This window comes from Duncaniella sp. C9, assembly GCF_004803935.1.
GTDB lineage: Bacteria > Bacteroidota > Bacteroidia > Bacteroidales > Muribaculaceae > Duncaniella > Duncaniella muris.
In genome coordinates, this window is sequence record NZ_CP039547.1 from 1,017,411 (window position 1) to 1,042,376 (window position 24,966).

Below are 24,966 nucleotides of genomic sequence, written 5' to 3' on the forward strand. Positions count from 1 at the left end.
AATTCACAGAATCTGCCAAGGCTGTCTCCGATAGGAATGATACATGAGTAAAGATTTGGATTGTTCAACGCTTGGATCGGACAAAGCCTGCTTATAGAGTACATGCTAATGGAAAAAATTGACAATTTAGACCGTAAGATCCTGGAGATCATTATGAGAAACGCGAGGATAGCCTCAAAAGACGTGGCAACGGAATGTGGAGTCTCACGCGCGGCTATCCACCAGCGCATCCAGCGTATGATCGACCTGAATGTTATAACCGGCTCAGGCTACAATGTCGATCCGAAAGTGCTTGGTTACCGCACCTGTACATATATCGGTGTCAATCTTGAGCGCGGGGCCATGTATCGTGAGGTAGTGCCGGAGCTTGAAAAGATACATGAGATCGTGGAGTGTCATTTCACCACCGGTCCATACTCCATGCTCATCAAACTCTTTGCCCGCGACAACGAGCACCTGATGGAACTCCTCAACGACAAGATCCAGATGATACCCGGCGTAACCGGAACAGAGACCCTCATCTCGCTCGACCACAGCATCTCGCGGGTGCTCCCGGTCACTTACGATGACTGATCGGGCTGACTCACCTACTCTCGCACTCCTCCCTCCTCAGGCTGTTTTTCCAACTCTATATATCTATCTGCAACTGCAAACCTCTCATGAAGAAACTGATCGGATCATTGGCTCTGGCCGCAGCATTTCCGCTGGCGGCCGAACTTGTGAATATTGATGGCGGATGGCGCTTCGCCTTCGGCAACACCGACCCGGCCAAGGATTTCGGGGCCGGAACAGAATATTTCAACTATCTGACCAAAGCAGCCTCGATCCATAACACGGGGCCTTACGCCGTGAAATTCAACGATTCGGCATGGGTCAGCATCGACCTCCCCTTCGACTTCGTGGTCGACCTTCCTTTTGAAAAGGATGCAAGCCACAGCCACGGTTACAAGACCGTGGGCTATAAATATCCCGCTTCGTCTGTCGGCTGGTACCGCAAAGTGCTCCCCGTGGCGGCTGCCGACTCGGCCAAACGCATTTCTCTCGTGTTCGACGGCATTTTCCGCGACAGCAAAGTCTGGTTCAATGGATTCTATCTCGGCGGCGAGCCGAGCGGATATGTCGGACAGCGCTACGACGTGACCCCCTATGTCAATTTCGGCGGTGACAATGTAATAGCCGTCCGCTCCGACGCCACTCTGGAGGAAGGCTGGTTCTATGAAGGCGGCGGCATCTACCGCCATGCCTGGCTCGACATCAGCGAACCGCGCCACATCAACCCCAACTCCGTTGCTACGGTCTATACTCCCGGTGCCGGACCCGAAATCAAAGTCAGCGGCCGCGTGGCCAACAAGCTCCACGGCCTCAGCCCCGCTCCAGGCGAGAAGTGGACCCTCTCTGCCGAACTGATTGACCGCGCGGGCTCTCCCGTAGCCTCTGAGCGCATCACCCTCACCGACCTCCCCGCCCCTGAAACCGAAAGCGCCTGGCAGCTCACTCTGCATCCCGCCTCGCTGACCGAATGGGATATCGAAAACCCCGCCCTCTACACTCTGCGGCTCCGGCTTGACGATGGACGTTCCGTATCAGCCGAGGACATCGTCACCGGTTTCCGGCGTGCGGAGTTCGACCCCGACCGCGGATTCCTGCTCAACGGCCGTTCAGTCAAACTCAAGGGAGTCAACATGCACCAGGACCATGCCGGTGTTGGAGCCGGAATACCCGATGCTCTTAATGTCTATCGCCTCAAGGAATTGAAGAAATACGGTGTCAACGCCTACCGCGCCAGCCACAATCCGATGACCCCGGAAGTACTCGCCGCCTGTGACTCGCTCGGCATTCTGGTCATCGAGGAAAACCGCCTGCTCGGCATCAACGGCTATCACACCGGCCAGCTTCGCAGCATGATTGACCGCGATCGCAACCATCCCTCCGTAATTCTCTGGAGCGTAGGCAACGAGGAGTGGGGCGTGGAATGGGATGAAAAAGGTGTCCGCATAGTCGATGAACTGCGCGATGTGGCCCATCGGCTTGACCCCACACGGCAGATGACCGTCGCCACAAGCAGCGGACCGAAGCCGGTGATACCCGCTGATGTGGCAGGCTACAATTATATGATGCAGAATCCGGTCGACCGCCACCGTGCCGACTATCCCGCGCGCTCGGCCTACGGATCTGAGGAAACATCAGGCTGCGGCACCCGCGGCGTCTATTTCGACGACCGCGCCAACGGGCGCATGGCCTCCCTCAACCGCACACCCGATCCGGCCGACAGCTGTCTCAACCGCATTGAACGCGGATGGAAGTTCTATGACGAGCGCCCCTGGCTCGGTGGCCTTTTCTATTGGACCGGCTTTGACTACCGCGGAGAGCCCAACCCGCTCGAATATCCCGCCGTAGGCTCGGAATTCGGCATTCTCGACTATTGCGGATTCCCGAAAGACGAAGCCATGTATCTGAAATCATGGTGGACCGACGAACCCACACTCCACATCTTCCCCCACTGGAACCTCCGGGGGCATGAAGGTGAGGAGATCGACCTCTGGGCCTATTCCAACATGGATGAGGTGGAGTTGCGCGTCAACGGCAAGAGCCTCGGACGCAAGCCGATGCCCCGCAACGGCCATCTGTCATGGAAAGCTGTCTACCGTCCCGGTCGCGTCGAGGCCATAGGCTATAAAGATGGCCGCAAGGTGCTCACCAAGCGCATTGAGACCACCGGTCAGGCCGTTAAGGCCATTGCGGAATGTGCCTGGTCTGAAGATGGGCTGCAGGTGATCAATGTCAGCCTTGTCGACAGCAAAGGCCGCTTTGTACCCGATGCCTGTCAGCCGGTCACAATCTCACTGACCGACGGCCTGAGGCTGCTTGGCGCAGGCAACGGCGACCCGGCCTTCCGCGGACAGGAACGTCCCGCCCCCGGAACCGCCCCGGAAAGCTTCACCATTCCCGCCTTCAACGGCCACGCACAGTTCATCATCCTAAACCCTGACTCAGCTCCCGTCAGAGTCACCCTCTGACTATTTTCACACCCGGATCATTTTTGACGTTTCAATCTGGTTGTGCCGCTGATCCGAAATAAAACCGCGGCAGCTTCTGTAAGATGAAGCCGCCGCGGACTGTTATTTTCTCGGCAGGCAGATAGACTGCCATGCGGATAAAATCAGGGTGTGTTTTTTTTAACGACCTGTTGGATAGTTTTTTTAGAGCTCGATGAGCTTTTTGATCTGCTTTTCGAGATTCTCCTTTGATTGAGCGCCTGCGAGACGGAGATCGCGGACCTGTTCGCCGTTCTTGAAGAAGAGGATAGTGGGGATTGACATGATGCGGTACTGGGTAGTAAGATCATTCTCTTCCTCGATGTTATATTTGCCTATGGCTACAGTGTCTTTGTATTCTTCGGCAAGTTCTTCAACCACGGGAGCCATGCGCTGGCAGGGACCACACCAGGTAGCCCAAAAGTCGATTACTACTGGTTTGCCGGAAGCGATAATGTCGTGTACGTTCTGATCGGTAAAAGTCATGACAGTTTATTTTTAGTTGATTTTTAAGGTTTTAAGGATTTTGATCACGAAGCCGTCCGGGAAGCGGATTGGCCGATGCAAAGGTAGGAATTTCCTTGATATTTCCAACTTTTGCGGTCACTATTCTGCTTAGCGGTCCTGAGGCAGACCGCTAATCGTTGATGGAGAAGCTGATATCTTCCTCGGTCAGGGTGTCGACAAGCTTGCGCGAGATCGGTATGCGCCGCGACGATGAAAGATGGAGCGAGCGGTTGATCTTCGGGTCGAAGATGCGGAACGAGAGTTCGCCCTTGGCATTGGCGTCGCTGCGGATCTCCTCCTCGATGAGCTCCTTGAGGTGCTGGGTGAGCTTGTCGGCCGGGAGATCGATTGTGATGCTGTTGACCAGCTGCCCCTTCACTGTGCTCAGCAGGCGTATGTTAGTGATGTTGAAGCGCGGGTCGGAGTTGGCATATCGGCGCTCGTAGCGTCCACTTATTAATATAGGTGTGCCGGGCACTCCGTAGTTGTGGAAGTTGATGTAGTTTTCATCAAACAGCATGAACTCCGCGCTGCCCGTATAGTCTTCTATCTTGAGTATGCCGAACTGCCCTCCGCGTTTCGACGGGCGGCTGGTGAATTCCACCACCATGCCTCCGAAGGTCAGGTCAACTCCCTCCACGGGTGCAAACTCGTTGAAGCCCTTGATGGTGCAAGATGTTCCATAGTTCAGTTCCATGTAATAAGGGTCGAGCGGGTGGGCCGAGAGATACATGCCCACCAGTTCGCGCTCGCGTTCGAGCAGGGTGGCTGCGGGCCATTCGGCCTGTGGAACCACCGGCGGACGTCCCGAAGTGGAAAGCTCGGCATCATCGCCGAAGAGCGACATGGCAGACTTGGTCTTGTCGGCCTGGAAAGCCTGGCCATAGCGCACGAGACTTTCCACGAATACCTCGCCGCGCTGGTTGGTGCCGAAGAAATCCTCGCGCTTGATGCCTTCGAAGCTGTCAAAGGCACCTGCATAGACAAGATTCTCCATCAGTCGGCGGTTGATGCCCTGTGAGGGCACTCGCTCCACGAAGTCGTAGATCGACTCGAACGGACCGCCGGCCTTGCGCTCTTCTATGATGGCCTTGACCACCCCTTCGCCCACACCCTTGATGGCCGCAAGTCCGAAGCGGATATCGCCGTGGGAGTTCACACCGAATTCCATGAAGCTTTCGTTGATATCCGGGCCGAGCACCGAGATCTTCATGCGCTTGCACTCGTCCATGAAGCCGGTGAGCTTGTTGATGTCAGAGCGGTTGCGGGTAAGGATCGCCGCCATATATTCCGACGGATAGTTTGCTTTGAGCCATGCGGTCTGGAAAGCAACCCACGAATAGCAGGTGGCGTGACTCTTGTTGAAGGCATATGATGCGAACTTTTCCCAGTCAGCCCAGATCTTTTCGAGCACCTTCGGATCGTGGCCGTTGGCCTGGCCCCCCTTGAGGAAGAGGCCTTTCAGCTCGTTCATCTTGTCGATGAGCTTCTTGCCCATAGCCTTGCGGAGCGTGTCGCTCTGGCCGCGGGTGAAGTTGGCGAGCAGGCGCGACAGGAGCATGACCTGTTCCTGGTAGACAGTCACGCCGTAAGTGTCTTTAAGATACTTTTCCATCACCGGAATGTCATAAGTGATGGGGCTGCGGCCGTGTTTGCGGGCAATGAAGTCAGGGATATAGTCCATAGGTCCCGGACGGTAGAGGGCATTCATGGCTATGAGGTCCTCGAACGTAGAGGGCTGGAGCTCGCGCAGATACTTCTGCATACCGGCCGACTCGAACTGGAAAGTGCCTACCGTGTTGCCGAGACTGTAGAGTTCATATGTCTTCGGGTCGTTGATGTCAATATTGTCTATGTCTACCTCGATTCCGCGGGTCTGCCTGATGTTGGAGATCGCTTCCTTGATGATAGAGAGGGTTTTCAGGCCGAGGAAGTCCATTTTGATCAGGCCTGTGTCCTCGATGATCGAGCCTTCATACTGGGTGACGATCATCTTGTCGTTCTCCTTCGAGTCGACGCTCTTGTCAACGGCCGTAGCCACAGGCACCCAGTCGGTGATCGGGTCGCGGCAGATGATCACGCCGCAGGCATGCACGCCCGTGTTGCGGACATTTCCTTCGAGCCGTTTGGCATATTCGAGCGTCTCGCGTATGAGCGGATTGTTCGAACCGAGCTCCTGAGCGAACTCAGGCACGTACTGATAGCAGTTCTTGAGGTTGGTCTTCAGCGTCTTGCCGTCAGGGCCGTCAGGCATACGCTTGGGCACGAGGTTGGCTATGCGGTTGCTTTCGGGCAGAGGCAGCTGCTCGACGCGGGCCACGTCCTTGATGGCCGATTTGGCAGCCATTGTGCCGAAGGTGATGATGTGGGCCACCTTTTCCTCTCCGTAGCGCTCGGTCACATAGTGGAGCACATCGGCGCGCCCGTCGTCATCGAAGTCGACGTCGATATCAGGCAGCGAGATTCGGTCGGGGTTGAGGAATCGTTCGAAAAGAAGGTCATATTTGATGGGGTCGACCTGCGTGATGCCCAGACAGTAGGCCACAACGCTTCCCGCAGCCGATCCGCGGCCCGGCCCTACGCTGACTCCGAGCTTGTGGCGGGCCACATTGATGAAGTCCTGCACTATGAGGAAGTAGCCCGGAAAGCCCATTGTCTTCATTATATAAAGCTCGAACTTGATGCGCTCCTCCAGCTCGGCTGTCAGAGGCGACCCGTAGCGGCGTTCGGCTCCTTCGTAGGCGAGTTTCGACAGATAGTCGGCCTCGAATTTTATACGGTAGAGCTTGTCGTAGCCACCAAGTTTGTCAATTTTTTTCTGAGCGGCTTCGGGCGAGAGCACCACGTTGCCGTTTTCGTCCTGCGTGAACTCGTCAAAAAGTTCCTGCTCGGTGATGCGGCTGCGATATTCCTCCTCCGTGCCGAAATCGGCCGGAATCTCGAAGAAGGGCATGATAGGCGCATGGTCTATGGAGTAGATCTCTACCTTGTCAAGAATCTCCAGGGTGTTTTCAAGCGCCTCAGGCAGGTCGGGGAACACAGCCGCCATCTCGGCCTGTGACTTGAACCACTCCTGCTTTGAATAGCGCATACGGGTGGTGTCGGCCACATAGTTGTTGGTCGAGATGCAGATCAGGCGGTCATGCGCCTCGGCGTCTTCAGCGTTGATGAAGTGCGAGTCATTGGTGGCTATGATCTTGATGCCGTGCTTGCGTGCCAGATCGATCAGCACCGGATTCACCTGCTCCTGCTCTACGTAGGTCTCGCGGTTGGCGTTGGGATCGTTGGTCTTGTGGCGCTGAAGTTCAATGTAGTAGTCATCGCCGAAAGTCTCCTTGAACCACAGCACCTGCTTCTCGGCCTCATCGAGCTGGCCGTTGGCTATGAGCCTCGGAATCTCGCCGCCGAGACAGGCCGAGCAGACTATCAGCCCCTCGCGGTGGGCGGCAAGCGCGGCCTTGTCGGTTCGCGGGTGATGATAGAAGCCGTCTGTATGGGCCTGTGACACGATCTTGATAAGATTCTTGTAGCCCTTCAGGTTCTTGGCCAGCACCACCAAGTGGCGTCCCTTGTCGGTCTTGTCAGAGCGGTCGGTCAGAGAGCCTTTGGCCACATACATCTCGCAGCCGAAAATCGGTTTAAACGCAAGCTTGCGCTCTATCTTCTCGATTTCCGGAGCCAGTTCGGCGCCGATCTTCTCGGCCTCCCCTTCGGGTGCCTCCTCGATCTTCTTCTTAAGGTCGGACAGCTTGCCTTTATACTTGCCTTTGACTTTGTTGACGTAGTTGAAATATTCCTTGACACCGAACATGTTGCCGTGGTCTGTCAGCGCGAATCCAGGCATACCGAGATCCATCGCCTTGTCTACAAGACCGGTGACAGAAGCCTGCCCGTCAAGCAGGGAATACTGGCTATGTACGTGTAGGTGAACGAATTGTTGCATGTGTGATCGTGTGTGGTTTACGGGCGGCCGCCTGCGGCCATTTCTATGCAAAGATAAGTAAAAAACTGCAATTTTTTTAGCTACATTTGCGGTAGTCATATACATTTCATGCAGAATCTTCTATGAAAAGAATTATTAACCTTTTGCTGCTGGCCGTAGCGATGACTGCGGTCTGTGCTGCTTCGTCAAGACCGGCGCATGGCTACCCTATTGATCCGGTTCCGTTCACATCAGTCCGGGTGACCGATGGCTTCTGGTGGCAGAGGCTGAAAGCGAGTCGGGAAGTCACCATTCCCCTTGCCTTCTCCAAGTGTGAGGAGTCAGGGCGATATAGAAATTTTGTCAATGCCGCCAATCCTTCAGACACTATTGCTGTCGGTGGATTTTCATTTGATGACACCGATGTGTACAAGACCATTGAAGGAGCAAGCTATCTGCTGCAGACATATCCCGACAAACAACTCGAACACTACATCGACAGCATACTCGTCATAGTGGCCGCAGCTCAAGAGCCGGACGGATATCTTTACACAAGCCGTACCATGAACCCTGAGCATCCTCACAAATGGGCCGGGTCAAAACGCTGGGAGAAGGTTGAGGAACTCAGCCATGAATTCTACAATCTCGGCCACATGGTGGATGGAGCCGTGGCTCACTATCAGGCCACGGGCAAACGTAACTTTCTTGACATTGCTGTCAGATATGCCGACTGTGTGTGCCGCGCCATCGGCGACAAGCCTGGGCAGCTGACGCTTGTGCCCGGACATCAGATTGCAGAAATGGCTCTTGCCAGACTCTATCTCGTCACCGGTGACAGAAAATATCTCGACCAGGCCGCATTCTTTCTCGACAAACGTGGCCGTACTTCTCGGCGCGATGCCTACAGTCAGGCCCACAAGCCGGTCACGGAGCAGGACGAAGCCGTGGGTCATGCTGTCAGGGCGGCATATATGTATGCCGGAATGGCTGATGTTGCCGCTCTTACCGGTGATTCGGCTTACATAAAGGCCATCGACCGGATTTGGAATAATATTGTGGGGATGAAATACTATATTACCGGCGGCATAGGCGCTACTGCTGACGGCGAAGCTTTCGGAGCAAACTTCGAATTGCCTAACATGTCGGCCTACTGCGAGACATGCGCGGCCATCGGCAATGTATATGTAAACCACAGGCTCTTCTTGCTGCATGGCGAGTCGAAATACTATGACGTGCTTGAGCGCACCTTGTACAACGGACTTATATCTGGGGTCTCGCTTGACGGCGGAAGTTTTTTCTATCCCAATCCGCTTGAGTCGGCAGGGCAGCATCAGCGCGCCCCTTGGTTTGGATGTGCGTGCTGTCCGTCAAACATCTGTCGCTTCATACCCTCGCTGCCAGGCTATGTCTATGCCGTAAGAGACCGCGACGTATATGTCAACCTCTTCATGTCAAACACGGCCCGGCTCGATGTGGCCGGCAAGCGGCTTGATCTCAGCCAGAATACCGCCTATCCCTGGAACGGCGACATATCGTTATCTGTTGACAGTAACAAAGCCGGCCGCTTCAGAATGATGATACGTATTCCGGGTTGGGTTGTCAACAGGCCGGTTCCGAGTGATCTCTACACATACACCGACGGCAAGAATCCCTCCTGGCATGTGAAGATCAATGGGCGAAATGCCGGCGGAGAGCTTGAAAACGGTTATCTTGCCATTGACCGGAATTGGAAAAAAGGTGACCGGGTGGAGATACATTTCGACATGGAGCCCTGCACGGTTAAAGCTGACAACCGTGTTGTGGCCGATAGCGGACGCATCTGTCTGGAGCGAGGCCCTATTGTATATTGTGCCGAATGGCCTGACAACAAATTTAATCTGCCTTCAGTACTTCTGAACCGCCATCCTGAAATCAGAGTGGAGAATGCCCCCGGACAGCTTTGCGGCATAGTCCGACTCGTGGCAGATGCCCAAAAGCTCGGATATGGCGCTGATGGCCGTCTTGTGTCTGAAGATATCAGCCTGACTCTCATACCTTATTATGCCTGGGCGCATCGCGGACCCGGTCAGATGGCTGTCTGGCTTCCGCAGTCACTGAACGCAGTCGTCCCGGAGCAATAGCCAACTCCGATAATCCATAAAAAGCAACTTGCCCCGCTTCCTGCTTGCAGGCGGCGGGGCAAGTTGTTGAGGATTAGATAATAAAAAATTGATTGTCTCTCGACAACCAATCTTAGTTAACCTTAAATCTAATACCATGAAAAACACGTTACAAAGGTAGGCACTTTTTGGATAACCTCCAAATTCGCGGCGATAAAAGTGTATTAATTTAACATATTTTACAACAAATTGTTTTCAAAAGGCGCTTTTGGGTGATATTTTGGCAGAAACAGCCATCATGGCTGGCAATTTGCTACAATGCGCCGCGCCTGTAGCCTGGTCCCTCGTTGACGGTCGAAATGCGGTTTGCATCAACACCAAAAATTTCGTATCTTTGCCTAATCAGTAATCCAATTCTGTTTCCACCACAAAATTATGAGCGAGGATACATTCACACCAGATGCTATAGACGACCCTGAAGAAAGCCGGGAAGAAACACAGCCCGTGCGCAAAGACGGATTTGATCCGCGGATAATTGTCGACACGTCAAACGACACCATCCGCCATCAGCTCCGCGGCATGTTTCAGAGCTGGTTTCTTGACTATGCGAGCTATGTGATTCTTGAACGCGCCGTCCCCAACATCGAGGACGGTCTGAAGCCCGTGCAGCGGCGCATCCTCCATGCCATGAAGCTGCTCGACGACGGTCGCTTCAATAAGGTGGCAAACATCGTGGGCCACACCATGCAGTTCCATCCCCACGGCGATGCCTCCATATACGAGGCCCTCGTGCAGCTCGGACAGAAAGAACTGCTGGTGGAGACTCAGGGTAACTGGGGCAACACGCTGACCGGTGCTTCGGCCGCTGCAGGCCGATATATCGAGGCGCGGCTCTCGCAGTTTGCTCTCGACGTGGTCTACAATCCCAAGGTCACAGACTGGACTCTCAGCTACGACGGACGAAAGAAAGAGCCCGTAACTCTGCCCGTAAAATTCCCGCTTCTGCTCTCCAAGGGAGCCGAGGGTATCGCCGTAGGTCTCTCCTCGAAGATCCTGCCCCACAACTTCAATGAGATCATAGACGCAGCCGTGGCCTATCTCCGCGGTGAGGAATTCACCCTTTACCCCGACTTCTACACCGGAGGCTTCATCGATGTCTCGCGCTATAACGACGGCGAACGTGGCGGCGTGGTCAAAATCCGCGCCAAGATCGAGAAGATCGACAACAAGACCCTCGCCATCACCGAAATTCCCTACGGCAAGACCACTGCCACCCTCATCGAGTCGATTGTAAAGGCCCAGGAGGCAGGAAAGATCAAGATAAGGAGCGTGGATGACAACACCGGCGAACATGCCAACGTCATCGTCTACCTCCAGCCCGGCACCTCAAGCGACAAGACCATCGATGCGCTCTATGCCTTTACTGACTGCGAGGTGTCCATCTCGCCGAACTGCTGTGTCATCTCCGAAAACAAACCCCACTTCATAGGCGTCAGCGATGTGCTGCGCCACAACGTAGACTCAACCCGCACCATACTCGGAAAGGAGCTGCAGATCCAGCTCGGCGAAGTGCGCGAGCAGCTCCACTTCGCATCGCTCGAACGTATCTTCATCGAAGAGCGCATCTACAAGGACAAGGGCTACGAAGAAAGCGAGAGCCGGGCGCAGGCCATAGAGCACATCCGCGGCCGTCTCGAAAAATTCAAAGACAAGTTCATCCGCGAGATAACCGACGATGACATCATCCGCCTCTTCGAAATCAAGATGGGGCGCATCCTTAAGTTCAACGTCGACAAATGCGAGGAGCAGATCGCGGCTTTCAACGACCGCATCAGCGATCTCAATTCCAAACTGGAACGCCTGACCGACTATACCATTGAATGGTACGAGAACCTCAAGCGCAAATACGGCGATGCCTACCCGCGCATGACAGTGCTCCGCAACTTCGACAATATCCAGGCGGCATCCGTGGCCGAGGCCAACGAGAAGCTCTACATCAACCGCGAGGAGGGCTTCATCGGCACCTCGCTCAAAAAAGACGAGTTCCTATGCAACTGTTCGTCGATCGACGATGTGATCATCTTCTATAAGGATGGACGCTACAAGGTGGTCAGAGTCCAGGAAAAACTGTTCATTGACAAGAACGTGCTTCACGTCGACGTGTTCAAGCGCAACGACAAGCGCACCGTCTACAATGTCATCTATCAGGACGGCAAGGGCGGCACATATTATATGAAACGCTTCTTTGTCACAGGCATCACCCGCGACAAGGAATACAACGTCACCGGCGGCAAACCCGGAAGCCGCGTCTGCTGGTTCACCGTCAACCCCAACGGCGAGGCCGAGGTGGTCAAAGTGACCCTCAAGCCAAAACTCAGGCTCAAGACCCTGCAGTTTGACGTCGACTTCTCGAAAATCAACATCAAGGGGCGAGCCTCGCTGGGCAACATCGTGACCCGCAACGAAGTCCACCGCTTCTCGCTCAAGGAGAAAGGCCGCTCGACCCTGGGCGGACGCGATGTCTGGTATGATCCTGACGTGATGCGCCTCAACTATGACGGTCGCGGCGAATATCTCGGCGAATTCAACAGTGGCGACCTTGTGCTCGTCATCCAGAAAAACGGGGAGTACTACACATCCACCTTCGAGGCCTCGAACCATTATCCCGACAACATTCTGCGCATCGAGAAATTCGCCCCCCATAAGGTCTGGACCGCCATTCTCGATGACGCCGACCAGAAATATCCCTACATCAAGCGCTTCACCTTCGAACCCACGGCAAAACCACAGCGCTATCTCGGCGACAACGAGAAGTCATCGCTGCTGCTGCTCAGTGACGAGCCTGGCCTGCATGTCGAGGTAGTCTTCGGCGGAGCCGACTCTTTCCGCCCGGCTATGGAGATCGTGGCCCGCGATTTTATCGCTGTCAAATCTGTCAAGGCCAAAGGCAAGCGCCTGACAACCTTCGCCATCGACCATATCACGGAACTCGAACCTATAGCGACCGAGGATATCCTCGATGAAGATGACGCCGAGCCGGGCCAATCCTCCGAAAGCGCCGATCAGGAGTCTGAAGACGTGGCTGAACCTGAGAAGAGCGACGATGAGGTGCGCGACGAACTCACCGGACAGCACCGTCTGTTTTAGGACACCTACTCTGACACCCCTCTTGAAACAGTCTCTGAAATGAAAGTCCGAAAAGCACTTCTCTCACTCGCCTCGCTGCTGCTCTGCCTGCCGGCTTCCGGCATGCGGCCCGTGGCCGACGCAGATACAGCCGCCACCGTAGTGCGTCCGGTTTTTGCAGCCTACACTCTGGAATATGGCTCGGCCCACTTGACTGACACCTATCTGACTCCGCTGAGATATGAAGGCTGGCATGCCGGATTTGACTATCAGCGCTATCAGGCCATGCGCTTCGCCCCGCGCGACTGGACCATGCGCCTGCACATGAATCTCAGCGTTGACAAGACCGACAATCCCGCCCGCAACGCATCGATGTGGGACATCATGCTCTCCGCCGACTGGGGTATGATGCGCAGATTCCGCCCGCTCACAGGCCTCACTCTTGCAGCCGGCGCATCAACCGGAATCGAACTCGGCTGCCTCTACAACCCCCGCAACGGCAACAACCCGGCCTCGGCCAAAGCCGCCTGGACTGTCAACCTGACCGGATTCGCCTCATACAGTCTCCGCATCTGGCGCCTGCCGGTTACTTTCACCTATCAGCCCACACTCCCGGTCACCGGCCTCTTCTTCTCGCCTGACTACGGCGAACTCTACTATGAGATCTACCTCGGCGACCATTCAGGCCTGACTCACTGCGCCTGGTGGGGCAACTATTTCAGGCTCGACAATCAGCTGAGCGCCGATCTTCACTTCGGATCGACGAATCTGCGCCTGGGCTACCACGGCACAGTCTTCTCATCGAAAGTCAACCATCTCGTGACCAACAGATTCACCCATGCGCTCTCAGTCGGTGTCAGCGGTGAATGGATGTCAGTCAACCCGCGCAAAGGCCTTCCTCGGAAAGTCCGCATGATCAGCGCGCTCTACTGATCAGCCGTCACGCCACGCTCACCCCGTCATCCCCCCCTCATTCCCGATCATTCATGAAATCAACCCTCTCAATCATAAGCGCACTGATTCTCTCGGCCTTCATGAGCTCCTGCCACGATGTCCGTGAATACGCCGATGATCCACGCGGCAATTTCGAAGCACTCTGGACAATTCTTGACGAACACTACTGCTTCTTCAGCCAGAAAGACATAGACTGGGATGCCGTATATGACACCTACGCCCGGCGCATCGGCCCTGAAATGACGGGCGAAGAACTTTTCATTGTCTGCGCCGACATGCTTGACGAACTGCGCGACGGCCATGTCAACCTCTCGGCGGCATTCAACACCTCCTACTATCGCAAATGGTGGAGCGACTACCCGCAGAACTTCTCGCTGCGCCTGATCGAGGAATCGTATTTCAACTTCAACTACCGCCAGAGTTCCGGAATGCTCTACGGTATTCTCCGCGAGAACATCGGCTATATCTACTACGGATCTTTCGCCAACCCTGTGGGAGAAGGCAATCTCGACAATGTGCTTTATTTCCTGAAAAATACCCAGGGGCTGATCATTGATGTCCGTGACAACGGCGGAGGCGATCTGACCAACGTGCGCACTCTTGTGAGCCGCTTCATCACCCGCCCGACCGTGGTGGGCTACATCTCCCACAAGACCGGTCCGGCCCACGATGCTTTTTCAGAACCTATGGAGATCACCTATAATCCCGCCGACATAGGCCGCATACGCTGGGGCAAACCGGTCATAGTGCTGACAAACCGGTCTACATTCTCTGCAGCCAACAATTTTGCCTCTGTGATGAAACTTCTGCCCGGAGTCAGACTGGTCGGAGCCACAACCGGCGGGGGTAGCGGAATGCCCTATTCGTCCGAACTGCCTAACGGATGGGGAGTGCGTTTTTCGGCCTGCTCAATGCTTGATGCCGAAGGCCGGAGCACTGAAGCCGGCGTAGAGCCTACAGAAGGCTGTGCGGTCGACATGGACCCCCTCCAGGCCCTCTCAGGCAAAGACACCATCCTTGAATTCGCCCTCGACCTTCTCCAGAATCCCCGATAGCCTCAATCTTCGAGATTTATGAGGTCATAAAACATTAAACGTGTAGGTTTTTCGCTATCGGTACTATTGAGATAAAGGAAGCCGTTTTTAAGATAAAATTCCTCTGCGGTGCGATATGCGTCTACCGTCATAAACCGACATCCGGTTTTATTGTCTGATACGAAATATCGTTTCATGAAATCCAACAATATAGAGCCGATATGCTTTCCTCTGATGTCATTGCTTAATGCAAAGCGACATAATTTTACAGAGGGATAATTTGTCAGTCTTTTTTCATTGACAAACCGATGTTTGCGGAATTTATTAAATTCATTGTTAGACGGAAAGTCTTTAATCGTGATTCTGTCATTTGCAAGGCTGAAATAACCGACTACTTTTTTATCAGAATTCCGTTCAATGATATAAGTGACAGCCAATAAAGCCTCTCTGTATAGGGGCGCATCGTTTAGTATAAAGTCATCTAAGTCATCATCGCCACATGAAAAAGCGGTGATGTACTCTTTTAAATCGAGTTTACGTATGCCATAATCACGATAAAATTCTTCAAAATTCATTTTTTTTGATTACGGGCTAACATTTTTATGACTGTATCATAGGCCGCCTTGATCTGGGCTTTACGTTCGGTGGTTTCCGGACGTGGGGTATTCATCAGCTCAACGAACCGACGGGCATCTTCTCCACTTAGGATAGGGGTATCTTGAATTGGTCGTGCCATATCTTTATTATAATTGAATACAAATATATAACAATTTTTGAAATAAAATAATCATCGGGTGATGACCCGGTATTCGGTCGGACCGCCTGAATGCACGTGGTAGCGCCTCAGAGCATAGCCGCGGTCTGCGGCAGGGCCGGTCAGCGGATTGCCGTGTGTGGCTCCGTAGATGTCGAAAGTGCTCCCGCACTGCGGACAGCGGGCCTCGGTTGCCCCCGGAGCTACCTCGATGCGCACCGTCGGGCGTGCCTCAACCGGGCAGGCGAGGTCATAGACATAGAGCTCGCCGAGCACATCAGTGGCCAGCAGCAGACCTCCGAAACCGGTGCGGTCAAGAGCCGTGTATGGGAAATCGGCAGGAATTCTTTCAGAGGAAGTAAAGATATAGCGTTTCGAGTCAGCGGCATCGCCTTTGACGCCGTGGATGTTCCAGTCGCCAACGGTCAGAAAAGTCAGCCGCACCTCCGCATAGGGGATGCGGTCATCGTCGACCGACTCGCATGAAACGAGCGCGCCCGTCACCGCTGAGGCGGCGAGCGCTGTCAAAAGGGCGGGAATCCGGAGGAGTGGACGGATTGTCATGTCTGTCTTGGAGAGTTGCTTATATATATATGTGTGTAAAGATCTCTTACTTGAAGAGCGAGGTGAAGACTTCGCCGAATTTGTTGGCGGCCTCCTGGAGCTTGTTGCCGATAAACGGGCGCAGCATCGGGGGAATCTCTATCTTGATAGCCGGAGTAAGCACGGTTGATTCCGGGCCCTCTTCCTTAAGGTTGATGTTGAGCGAAAGAGGCACGGGGCAGCCTTCGGCTGCGAAGCCTACGTGGGTGGGAGCTGTGCGCTCGCTGATGCGGAACACGATCTGGCCGATCGAAGGTGCGTCCATGCGCACGGTTTCGCCGTCGAATTCCACTCCGTTGAGCTGTTCGCGCTGTTCGGCGGGAAGCTGCTCTACGAGGTCGCGGTATTGCGACAGGTCTGCTACTTTTTCGTAGATCTGGTTGATGGGGCGGGGCAGGGTTACGGGTTTGCCGGTGTAGGTTGCCATTGGTTCGGGGTGAAGATTTTGAAAAAAGCCACCTGACCGAGGGCTGACAGCCGTTGATCGGGTGGCTTCTGATGGGGTTATTACGTTTTTTTGAGTGTTCTGCTGCTTATTCAGCCTCAGTAGAAGCGGCGGGAGTCCAGAGAGAGGGATCTTTGCGCCATTCCTTCAGAGTGTCTACATCGTTCTCGTGGATGAAGCCTGATTCGAGAGCGGCGGTGATGAGTGCCGAATAGTTCGAAAGGGTGATGAGGTTGACATTGGCATCTTTGAAGCGCTTTGTGGCCACGGGGAATTCATAACTGAAGATAGCCACCATGCCGATCACTTCGCAGCCGGCGTTGCGGATTGCCTCCACAGCCTTGAGGCTGCTGCCGCCGGTCGACACGAGATCTTCTATCACCACTACTTTCTGGCCGGGACGCAGATCGCCTTCGATGAGATTTTCGAGTCCGTGGTCTTTCGGGGTTGAGCGGACATAGACGTAGGGAAGGCCAAGGGTGTCAGACACGAGCGCGCCCTGGGCGATAGCTCCTGTTGCCACACCTGCTATGGCATCGACATCACCGAAGTTTTCGAGGATGATGCGGCTGAGCTCGACCTTGATGAAGTTTCGGACATCGGGATAAGAGAGAGTCTTGCGGTTGTCCGTGTAGATGGGTGAGTTCCAGCCGGATGCCCAGGTGAAAGGATTGTCAGGCTGCAGTTTGATTGCGCTGATCTTCAGGAGCTTCTCGGCAAGAATAAGGTCAAGATGTTTCATTTTTTGAATGAGGGAATAATGAAAATAATGGACTGATTATAATTCAAAGTGCAAAATTAGAATATCCTGCGCTCAATTGCAACTTTTTTTAGTTTACGTTTCTTAATGACTGCTTTGAAAAATAGACATTTGAAAAACAGACAGGCCACCGCTGACCCGATATTTGCCGGACCCTCTCCGGTGTTTCACAGGCGGATAGATAAAAAAGGAGATGTCTCACGACATCTCCTTTCCTTTTTAAACCTTTATCTTAATCTAATACTATGAAAAACACACATGCAAATGTAAGGATTAAAATTGGAACATTTGCACATCATAGCGTATATTTAACAATATTTGGCTAAAAATTAGAAAATAGATCAAAAAATGGCCTCTAAGCCCCCAAAGAGCTGTCTCGGATCTTGAAAAGAGCATAAATTTGATGTAACTTTGCATTTGAAAGGGATGCAAAATCAGTGAGGTTGTTAGAAACGACCTTTAATACAATAGTTAAACGAATGAAACATCTGTATGTGACCGATATGGACGGGACTCTGCTTGGACGCGACAGCCGAGTCAGTTCAAGAAGCGCGGAGATAATCTCTCGGCTCTCAAAGTCTGGAGTTCCGGTGACCGTAGCAACGGCCCGCACTCCGGCTACAGTCGAGATGCTCCTCGAAGACACATATATTAATATACCTGCCATCGTAATGACCGGTGCCGCTATGTGGGACCGCGTCAGCCAGCGTTACATGGATGTCATGTATCCCGAAGCCGATGCGGCCTGGAGGGTGATGTGCTGTTGCCGCGAGCATGGGGTCAATCCATTTGTCTACGTGCTCCGTGACGACACCATGCTTGAGGTCTACCACAACGGACGCATGAATTCGCGCGAATGGAAGTTCTATGAAGAGCGCTGCGGCCTCACCCGCAAGCGTTTTATCTTCGATGATCCTCACGCCTATGAGGAGCCACAGGCCGGAACGGTACTGATTTTTGCCGTGGGAGAGGGCAGGGCCATCGAGTCGGTGGCCGCAGAACTGATGGCCGACGGTCGCCTTTCAGTATCTTCTTACCGCGACATCTTCAACCCCGATGTGGCCTACCTTGAAGTCTTTGCGGCCGGCGTAAGCAAAGCCGCGGCCATCGGGAAACTCGCACGGCAGATCGGTGCCGACACAGTGACGGTCTATGGTGACAATCTCAACGATCTTTCGATGTTTGCCGTGGCTGACGATGCCGTGGCGGTTGACAATGCCATGCCGGGCGTGATGGAGAAAGCCGACCGCCGGATCGGAGCCAACTACGAGGATGCCGTGGCGCTTGACATGGCTATGTGTGCGCGCGCCGAAGGCTTCAGAGTATGACCAGTGTGATGCCCATGAGCGCCATCCCGACCACCACGCCTATGAGCGACAGATGGTGATGACCGAAACTTTCGGCGCCGGGAAGAAGTTCGTCAAAGGCTATGTAGACCATTATTCCCGCAACCACGGCCAGACAGACGGCATTGACCACCGGCGACCATAACGGCAGCAGAAAAGCCATGCCTACCAGTGCGCCAGCCGGTTCAGCCAGCCCTGACAAGAGCGAATAGAAAAAAGCCTTGCGCCGGTTGCCCGTAGAGTGGTAGATCGGCACCGACACGGCTATCCCCTCCGGAATATTGTGTATGGCTATGGCTATGACGATCGGCAGTGCCATTTCGAGCCCGTCGAGTGCCGAGATAAAAGTGGCCATGCCTTCCGGAAAGTTGTGAATGCCTATGGCCATTGCGAGCATTATGCCGGTGCGTTTCATCTTGTGGTGACTGTGGCCGTCAGTGAGCTCCTCCATCGAATGGGCTTCGTGAGGATTCTCATCGGCAGGCACGAGCCAGTCTATCAGCGCTATCAGGCCTATGCCTCCGAAAAATGCCGCGAGCATTGCAGCCGCGGCCGTCCGCTCTGGCATGACCGTGGCCAGTCCCTCGGAGGCTTCCGGCATTAGCTCCATGAAGGAAATATAGATCATCACACCGGCCGACAGCCCCAGCGCCCCGGCCAGCAGGCGGGTGTCGGTGTGGCGTGTGAAAAACGAGATCATGGCCCCGATTCCGGTCGAAAGTCCGGCGAAGAGGGTCAGCAGCAGCGCTATTAATATGGTTGAAAAATCCGGCATGTACTCTGATTGCAGATAGTTGTATTGTCAATTGATTAACATGCGGGAACCTGACTTGGTTTGTCCCGCTCAGTTATAGGCCGGAACTTTCGGGGCCACCACCGGAATCTTGAATCCGAGCCTGGCAATGAGTATGCTCATCAGTGGGGTCAGTATGTTGAAGATACAGCAGGGCGCATAGGCTAAGGTGCTCACACCAAGCACCGTTGACTGGGTGATGCCGCAGGAGTTCCACGGTATCAGCACCGAAGTCACCGAGATCGAATCTTCCATCGAACGGCTGAGAAGCCTGGCTTCGAGACGGTTGCGGCGATAGAGCGGGCGATACATGTTGCCTGTGATAATGAGCGAGAGATACTGGTCGGCAGTGGCGCAGTTCATGGCCAGACCGCTCGCCACGGTGGCGCTTACAATCCCCGTGCGGCGGCGCAGGCGGCTGGTAAACGCCTCGGTAAGACTTGTGAGCATACCTGTGCCTATCATGGCCGATCCGAAAATCATGGCGCTGAGCACCAGATAGACCGTAGGGAGCATACCGAGTATGCCGCCGGTAGCTGAGAGCTCGTCAAGAGCCCCATTGCCGGTCGACAGCGATGACCCGTTCCAGAGCGCAGGCAGCAGATCGGCCGCGCCAATTGACAGCTGCGGCTGGAGCAGGAAAATGCCCGCCGCGCCGAAAATCGTGGCCGCGGTCAGCACAAAGATCGTCTTTACTCGCATGATGATCAGCACAAGTGTCAGTGCCGGAATAGCCATTGTCCAGGGCGAGAGATTAAATGTCGATCCGAGCGCATCGAGCAGCGGAGCCGACTCCGGCGAGGGTGACAGACTGGAGGTCAGACCCACGGTCAGAAACACCAGCAGTGCTATGGTCATGGCCGGCACAGTGGTGAACATCAGATAGCGTATGTGGTCGAAGAGATCCACTCCGGCCGTCGACGAGGCCACCACCGTAGTGTCGCTCAGCGGAGAGACCTTGTCGCCGAAATAGGCCCCTGAGATTATAGCACCCGCAATCCAGGGATCGCTGTAGCCCATCACTTCGCCTATTCCCAAAAAGGCCACGCCGATGGTCGCGATAGTGGTCCATGAACTGCCCGTAGCCACGGAGATCACCGAACATACCGCGCAGGTGATTATCAGAAAGAACTTAGGCGACAGCAGATGAAGCCCGTAGGATATGAGCGTTGGCACCACCCCTGAAAGCATCCAGGTGGTGGCCACGGTGGCAATGCAGATCAGAATCGGCACAGCCGGAAGAATCTGTATGGCGCTGCGGCGCAGCCCCGTGATAAGGCTCCGGCGGGTGGCAATACCCCCTATGGCGCTGAGACCGAGCGAGAGAGCCGCCGCCGTCAGCAGTATCCACGGGCCGAGTTCCGAAACGGCATCGGCGCCACGGGCAATGATTACCGAAATGAGGGTAACGAGCAGAAAAGCGAGAGGGATGAGCGAGATTGTGACTGCGGGAGAGAGACGGCGGCCAAAAATTTTTGATCTGTTCAATTCAACTGACGGTTTATGAAAGTAAATATTCTTGGAAACTGTTGGAAACACATTGTTACTGCACGGCTGATCACAGCCTGACAGAGTCTGGTGGGATGAGGCTACACTTATCTTTTCGGACATCGACATGTCACTTGGAAGCACACATCGCGTTAATAATCGTGAAAAGCAATTCTGAATATCGCAGCGTCATCCTTTTCGTGCCTACAAAATTACAAAAAAATCCCCGATTGGCATTCGTTGCGGATCACAAACTCCGCTAAAAGGTCAAAAGGCATGTTAAAACCCCTTGCCCCCCTTCCGCTCAGTCTTGACATTCCCGCCCGCATCCCATCCGGAACCGTAAATCGGTGTCCTCGACCGGACACCCAATGCAAGATGAATAGCTAACCCGTGACACCTTTGCGCTCTGCGCTGCGGTGTCACGGGCTACGAGTAAATCTGCGTCCTCCGGACGCCCCCGCAGGCGGATGTTGTCCGCCGATGTGTCCCCCTGATGGTCTTGCGGGTAGCGGGTGTCCGTCAGGACACCGATTTAATAGTAGCCCCCGACACCGCAGCGCAGAGCGCGCAGGTGTCGGGGGTAAAATATATTCACGTAAATGAGGTGTCCGGACGAGGACACCGATTTACCGTTCCGGACGGCCCCATCGTGGGTATGCGTTCGCCAATATGGGTCTCCGGACGGCCCCGTGATCAGATCGCCTCGTCTTCAACGGTTTCGAGCAGGTCGGCATCAGTCGGCGCAGGAGAATCGGAAGTCGCGGCTTCGAGCTTCTTCATGATAGAGAAGATGAAAGCGGCCGAAACAAGACAGATGGTCACAAGGATACCCCAGAGCATCGCCGTCGAAATCTTGCCCCAGAGGAGCATCGGGATCGACACCAGATAGTTGCCCACAGCCGTAGCCGCGAACCAACCGCCCATCATCGAGCCTTTGAGTTTCGGAGGAGCCACCTTGCTGACAAAACTGATGCCCATCGGCGAAAGCAGAAGCTCAGCAAAAGTCAGCAGCAGATAAGTGGAAATAAGCCAGTTGGGCGACACTGACGCCGAGGTGCCGGTGATGGCCAGCGAACCGACGAGCATCACGCCGTAGGCCACGGCGGCCATGATCATGCCGTAGCCGATCTTGCGGGGAGCCGAAGGCTCGCTCTTGCGCTTGGCCAGCCAGCCGAAGAAGGCAAGCGAGAAGGGGGTGAGAGCCACTACATAGAATGGATTGAACTGCTGATACTCCTGCGGCTGGATGCCGGTGAGCGGATCGGGTGTCACAGAATAGAAATACCAGAGCGCCCAGCCCACCAGGCCGATGATGGCCACCGAGATCACGCGGCTGAGAGTGCCCTTCGACTGGAAGAGATTGAAGGCTGCATAGACACCTACGGCGATGCTCAGAAGAGCCCACACATTGAATCCGATGCGGGTCCAGCCTCCGGCTTCGGGCGAGGTGCAGCTCTTGGCGAATTCCGTCAGCGTAGCGCCGTTCTGGTGGAACACCATCCAGAAGAAGATCACCACTGCGAAGACGAGCAGCAGTGCCACCACTCGCTGCTTGGTCTGCGTCGGAGTGAGTTCCGGACCGCTTTCAGCCACAGCCTTTGCCGCTCCGGGCTGCTTCTTGTCGGTGAGGATATGGGCATAGGTGCGGCGTCCGAGGAAATAGATCAGGAAGCTGACTATGAGCGAGCCGCAGGCAATGGCAAAAGCATAGCTGTAGCCCGCCGAGAGGGTCGAGATATAGTTTGTGGCAAAAGCCGCGAGGTCGGTCCCGGCGTTCATGCCGTGGTCGGCCGCGGTGGTTATGAGTTCTGCACCGTTTTCTGTACCGTCGAGATAGGCGTTGCATATAGCGGGCAGCGATGCGGCATAGGTCAGGCCTTGCGCCTTCATGGCGAGGTTACACATGGCTGTGGCCGCCATCGGAGCAAACATCGAGCCGATGTTGATAGCCATGTAGAAGAGCGAGAATGCCGCGTCGCGCTGTCCGCTGTAGCGGGCTTCGTTGTAGAGATCGCCCACCATCACCTGGAGATTGCCCTTGAAAAGGCCTGTGCCGCAGGCTATGAGCACGAGTGCGGCGCAGAGTATCACGAGCGAGGTGGTGCTGCGGATGTCAGTCGGGATGGCCATGACCATATAGCCGGCAAACATGACGGCCAGACCTGTGACCACACACTTGGAGAAGCTCCATTTGTCAGCCACCCAGCCGCCTATCAGAGGCATGAAATAGACAAGGGCGAGGAAGCCCGCGTAGATCTGGCCCGACACGGTGGAGTCAAGGCCGAATTTGGCCTGCAGGAAGAGCAGGAAGATGGCAAGCATGGTGTAGTAGCCGAAACGTTCGCCGGTGTTGGCGAGCGCGAGCACATAGAGGCCTGCCGGTTGGTTTTTGAACATGGCGATTTTTGCAAAATATCGGAGAGGACCGCTGTGAGGGGTCCTCTCCGGGGTGAGAATTCAGTTATTATCGAGCATCAGTTATTTATGCTTTGGTGACACGTTCGAGCCAGTTTACCATGCCGAACATGACGCCCATCGAGATGATGCAGACTGCGAGGAAGACGCTCCAGCAGATCCACAGCGGCCAGTTGTTATACATCAGCGGGCCGATCCAGAGCAGAAGATTGCCGAGGGCGGTAGCGCCGAGCCAGAGACCCTGGCAGAGACCCTGCATGTGGGCGGGAGCCACTTTCGACACAAACGAGAGGCCTAAGGGCGAGATGAAGAGCTCGGCCACGGTCAGGAAGAAGTAGAGCAGGAGAAGCACCCACGGACCGGCCTTCATTGTGGCAGCTATCGCGTTGGGGAGTTCGCGGAACTCGATGCCTGAGGGATAGGCTTCGAAATATGAATAGAGGGCTAGGAAGAGGAAGGCCATGCCCGCCAGACCCATACCGATGGCGATCTTGCGCGGAGTGGAGATCTCGATGCCGGCGCGGCTCAGGGCGCTGAACATGAGCATTACAAGCGGGGTGAGTATGATCACGAAGAAGGGATTGGCTGCCTGCCAGATCTCAGGCGCGATGGATGAGGTGTCGACAAAGTCGCGGGCGAAGAGCGACAGCGATGTGCCGTTCTGGTGGAATGAGAACCAGAAGAAGATCACCACTCCGAGCACTGCGAAGAGGGCGGTCATGCGCTGCTTGATCTCCTTGGCCATTGCGCGGCGTTCCTCGTCGGAGATGCGCACTCCCTCGGCCTTGGCTTTCTTGCCGGGGGTGGGGAGGTTTTTCTTGACGCTCACAAAGATCAGGAGCGAGAGGAGCATGGCGCAGACAGAGGCGATGAACGAGTAGTGGATACCGGTGTTGAACACATCGAGATACTGTGCGCAGAAGGCCTGGATGTCACCTGCGGCGTTGCCTCCGGTCTCGGTGATGAGGGCATAGAGGTTGTTGAGGTTCTCGGTGCTCATTGAGTCGGTCACGCTCAGATACTCATGGCAGAGGGCCGGGAGCTTGGCGTTGTAGGCCAGCGAGTGCACGCCGAGCCACCAGCTGCGGAGCATCGGGGCCACGAAGGGAGCTACCAGGCCGCCCACGTTGATGAACACATAGAATATTTGGAAGCCGGAGTCGCGCTTCGAAGCATATTTGGGATTGTCATAGAGCTGACCCACGATGGCCTGGAGGTTGCCCTTGAAAAGACCGTTGCCGAAGGCTATGAGGAAGAGGGCGAAACAGGTCATCGGCAGCAGCCATGAGATGTTGTCGGAAGTGGAGAGGATAGGAATCGAGAGAATCACATAACCGAGGGTCATGATAATGAGACCGTTGATGATGGTCCCCTTGTAGTTCTGGGTGCGGTCGGCAATGGCACCGCCCACAAGACTGAGCAGATAGATGCCGGCGTAAAAGAACGAGTAGACAAGCGCGCTGGTCTCCTCCGAGAGTCCGAATTTCGAACAGAGGAAGAGGACTAAGACGGCATTCATGATGTAGTAGCCGAATCGCTCGCCCATGTTGCTGAGTGCAGCAGGAATAAGGCCTTTGGGTTGGTCTTTGAACATAACGGATTGATTAGTTTGATTTGGGTATTGATTCAGGGGGTTAAGAAGCTGTTTTTAGAAAACTCTAAACCGGGTTCCGGCGCAGAGT

At 54.8% G+C, this 24,966-nt stretch carries 18 protein-coding genes; 7 read left to right on the top strand and 11 right to left on the bottom strand.

Going from position 1 to position 24,966, the window contains the following annotated elements; all coding sequences use genetic code 11:
* Window positions 1–108: 108 nt before the first annotated feature.
* Entirely contained in the window at window positions 109–573 is a 465-nt protein-coding gene (locus tag E7745_RS04130) for an Lrp/AsnC family transcriptional regulator (protein ID WP_107031166.1), read from the top strand.
* Window positions 574–659: 86 nt separating this feature from the next.
* On the top strand, window positions 660–3,017 hold the full coding sequence (locus E7745_RS04135; protein ID WP_136408364.1) for a glycoside hydrolase family 2 TIM barrel-domain containing protein: 2,358 nt from the start codon (window positions 660–662) through the stop codon (window positions 3,015–3,017).
* Window positions 3,018–3,200: 183 nt separating this feature from the next.
* Here the strand turns inward: E7745_RS04135 and trxA are convergent, their stop codons facing one another.
* Together trxA and dnaE are read right to left on the bottom strand one after the other, a co-directional pair.
* Window positions 3,201–3,521, bottom strand: coding sequence for a thioredoxin (gene trxA / locus E7745_RS04140; protein WP_107031169.1), 321 nt, complete (start codon window positions 3,519–3,521; stop codon window positions 3,201–3,203).
* 151 nt (window positions 3,522–3,672) lie between these two features.
* On the bottom strand, window positions 3,673–7,485 hold the full coding sequence (gene dnaE / locus E7745_RS04145; protein WP_124075710.1) for a DNA polymerase III subunit alpha: 3,813 nt from the start codon (window positions 7,483–7,485) through the stop codon (window positions 3,673–3,675).
* Window positions 7,486–7,646: 161 nt separating this feature from the next.
* Between dnaE and E7745_RS04150 the strand changes: the two genes are divergently transcribed.
* The 4 genes from E7745_RS04150 to E7745_RS04165 all read left to right on the top strand — a co-directional run bounded on the left by E7745_RS04150 (window position 7,647) and on the right by E7745_RS04165 (window position 14,698).
* The gene (locus E7745_RS04150) at window positions 7,647–9,584 is read left to right on the top strand and encodes a glycoside hydrolase family 127 protein (RefSeq protein ID WP_240740388.1); all 1,938 of its coding nucleotides are present in this window, start codon (window positions 7,647–7,649) and stop codon (window positions 9,582–9,584) included.
* 414 nt (window positions 9,585–9,998) lie between these two features.
* Window positions 9,999–12,710: a DNA gyrase/topoisomerase IV subunit A gene (locus E7745_RS04155; RefSeq protein ID WP_107031172.1), complete on the top strand. Its 2,712-nt coding sequence runs from the start codon at window positions 9,999–10,001 to the stop codon at window positions 12,708–12,710.
* A 39-nt stretch (window positions 12,711–12,749) separates the two neighbouring features.
* Window positions 12,750–13,622, top strand: a complete 873-nt coding sequence (locus tag E7745_RS04160) for a DUF3316 domain-containing protein (RefSeq protein ID WP_136408366.1) — start codon at window positions 12,750–12,752, stop codon at window positions 13,620–13,622.
* Window positions 13,623–13,675: 53 nt separating this feature from the next.
* Window positions 13,676–14,698, top strand: a complete 1,023-nt coding sequence (locus E7745_RS04165) for a S41 family peptidase (protein WP_136408367.1) — start codon at window positions 13,676–13,678, stop codon at window positions 14,696–14,698.
* A 2-nt stretch (window positions 14,699–14,700) separates the two neighbouring features.
* Here the strand turns inward: E7745_RS04165 and E7745_RS04170 are convergent, their stop codons facing one another.
* From E7745_RS04170 to pyrE, 5 genes are all read right to left on the bottom strand, one after another.
* Window positions 14,701–15,252 (bottom strand): GNAT family N-acetyltransferase, encoded by a 552-nt coding sequence (locus tag E7745_RS04170; RefSeq protein WP_123398119.1) that lies wholly within the window; start codon window positions 15,250–15,252, stop codon window positions 14,701–14,703.
* Window positions 15,249–15,413, bottom strand: coding sequence for a hypothetical protein (locus E7745_RS14780; RefSeq protein WP_168181998.1), 165 nt, complete (start codon window positions 15,411–15,413; stop codon window positions 15,249–15,251). Before E7745_RS14780 ends, E7745_RS04170 begins: the two co-directional genes overlap by 4 nt.
* Window positions 15,414–15,464: 51 nt before the next feature.
* On the bottom strand, window positions 15,465–15,995 hold the full coding sequence (locus E7745_RS04175) for a hypothetical protein (protein ID WP_107031176.1): 531 nt from the start codon (window positions 15,993–15,995) through the stop codon (window positions 15,465–15,467).
* Between the two features lie 46 nt (window positions 15,996–16,041).
* Window positions 16,042–16,461, bottom strand: coding sequence for a hypothetical protein (locus E7745_RS04180; protein ID WP_107031177.1), 420 nt, complete (start codon window positions 16,459–16,461; stop codon window positions 16,042–16,044).
* A gap of 106 nt (window positions 16,462–16,567) precedes the next feature.
* Window positions 16,568–17,221: an orotate phosphoribosyltransferase gene (gene pyrE / locus E7745_RS04185; protein WP_107031178.1), complete on the bottom strand. Its 654-nt coding sequence runs from the start codon at window positions 17,219–17,221 to the stop codon at window positions 16,568–16,570.
* Window positions 17,222–17,718: 497 nt separating this feature from the next.
* Between pyrE and E7745_RS04190 the strand changes: the two genes are divergently transcribed.
* Window positions 17,719–18,567, top strand: coding sequence for an HAD-IIB family hydrolase (locus E7745_RS04190; protein ID WP_123398121.1), 849 nt, complete (start codon window positions 17,719–17,721; stop codon window positions 18,565–18,567).
* Here the strand turns inward: E7745_RS04190 and zupT are convergent.
* From zupT to E7745_RS04210, 4 genes are all read right to left on the bottom strand, one after another.
* Complete coding sequence (zupT, locus tag E7745_RS04195) at window positions 18,557–19,360, bottom strand: zinc transporter ZupT (protein WP_123398122.1); 804 nt, start codon at window positions 19,358–19,360, stop codon at window positions 18,557–18,559. The two genes, E7745_RS04190 and zupT, sit on opposite strands and share 11 nt — an antisense overlap.
* A 69-nt stretch (window positions 19,361–19,429) precedes the next feature.
* Entirely contained in the window at window positions 19,430–20,866 is a 1,437-nt protein-coding gene (locus E7745_RS04200; protein WP_240597562.1) for a Na+/H+ antiporter NhaC family protein, read from the bottom strand.
* 696 nt (window positions 20,867–21,562) lie between these two features.
* Window positions 21,563–23,266 carry a peptide MFS transporter gene (locus E7745_RS04205; protein WP_136408368.1) on the bottom strand — a complete coding sequence of 568 codons (1,704 nt, stop codon included), beginning with the start codon at window positions 23,264–23,266 and terminating at the stop codon, window positions 21,563–21,565.
* 85 nt (window positions 23,267–23,351) lie between these two features.
* Window positions 23,352–24,878, bottom strand: a complete 1,527-nt coding sequence (locus tag E7745_RS04210) for a peptide MFS transporter (protein WP_107031182.1) — start codon at window positions 24,876–24,878, stop codon at window positions 23,352–23,354.
* Between the last annotated feature and the right edge of the window lie 88 nt (window positions 24,879–24,966).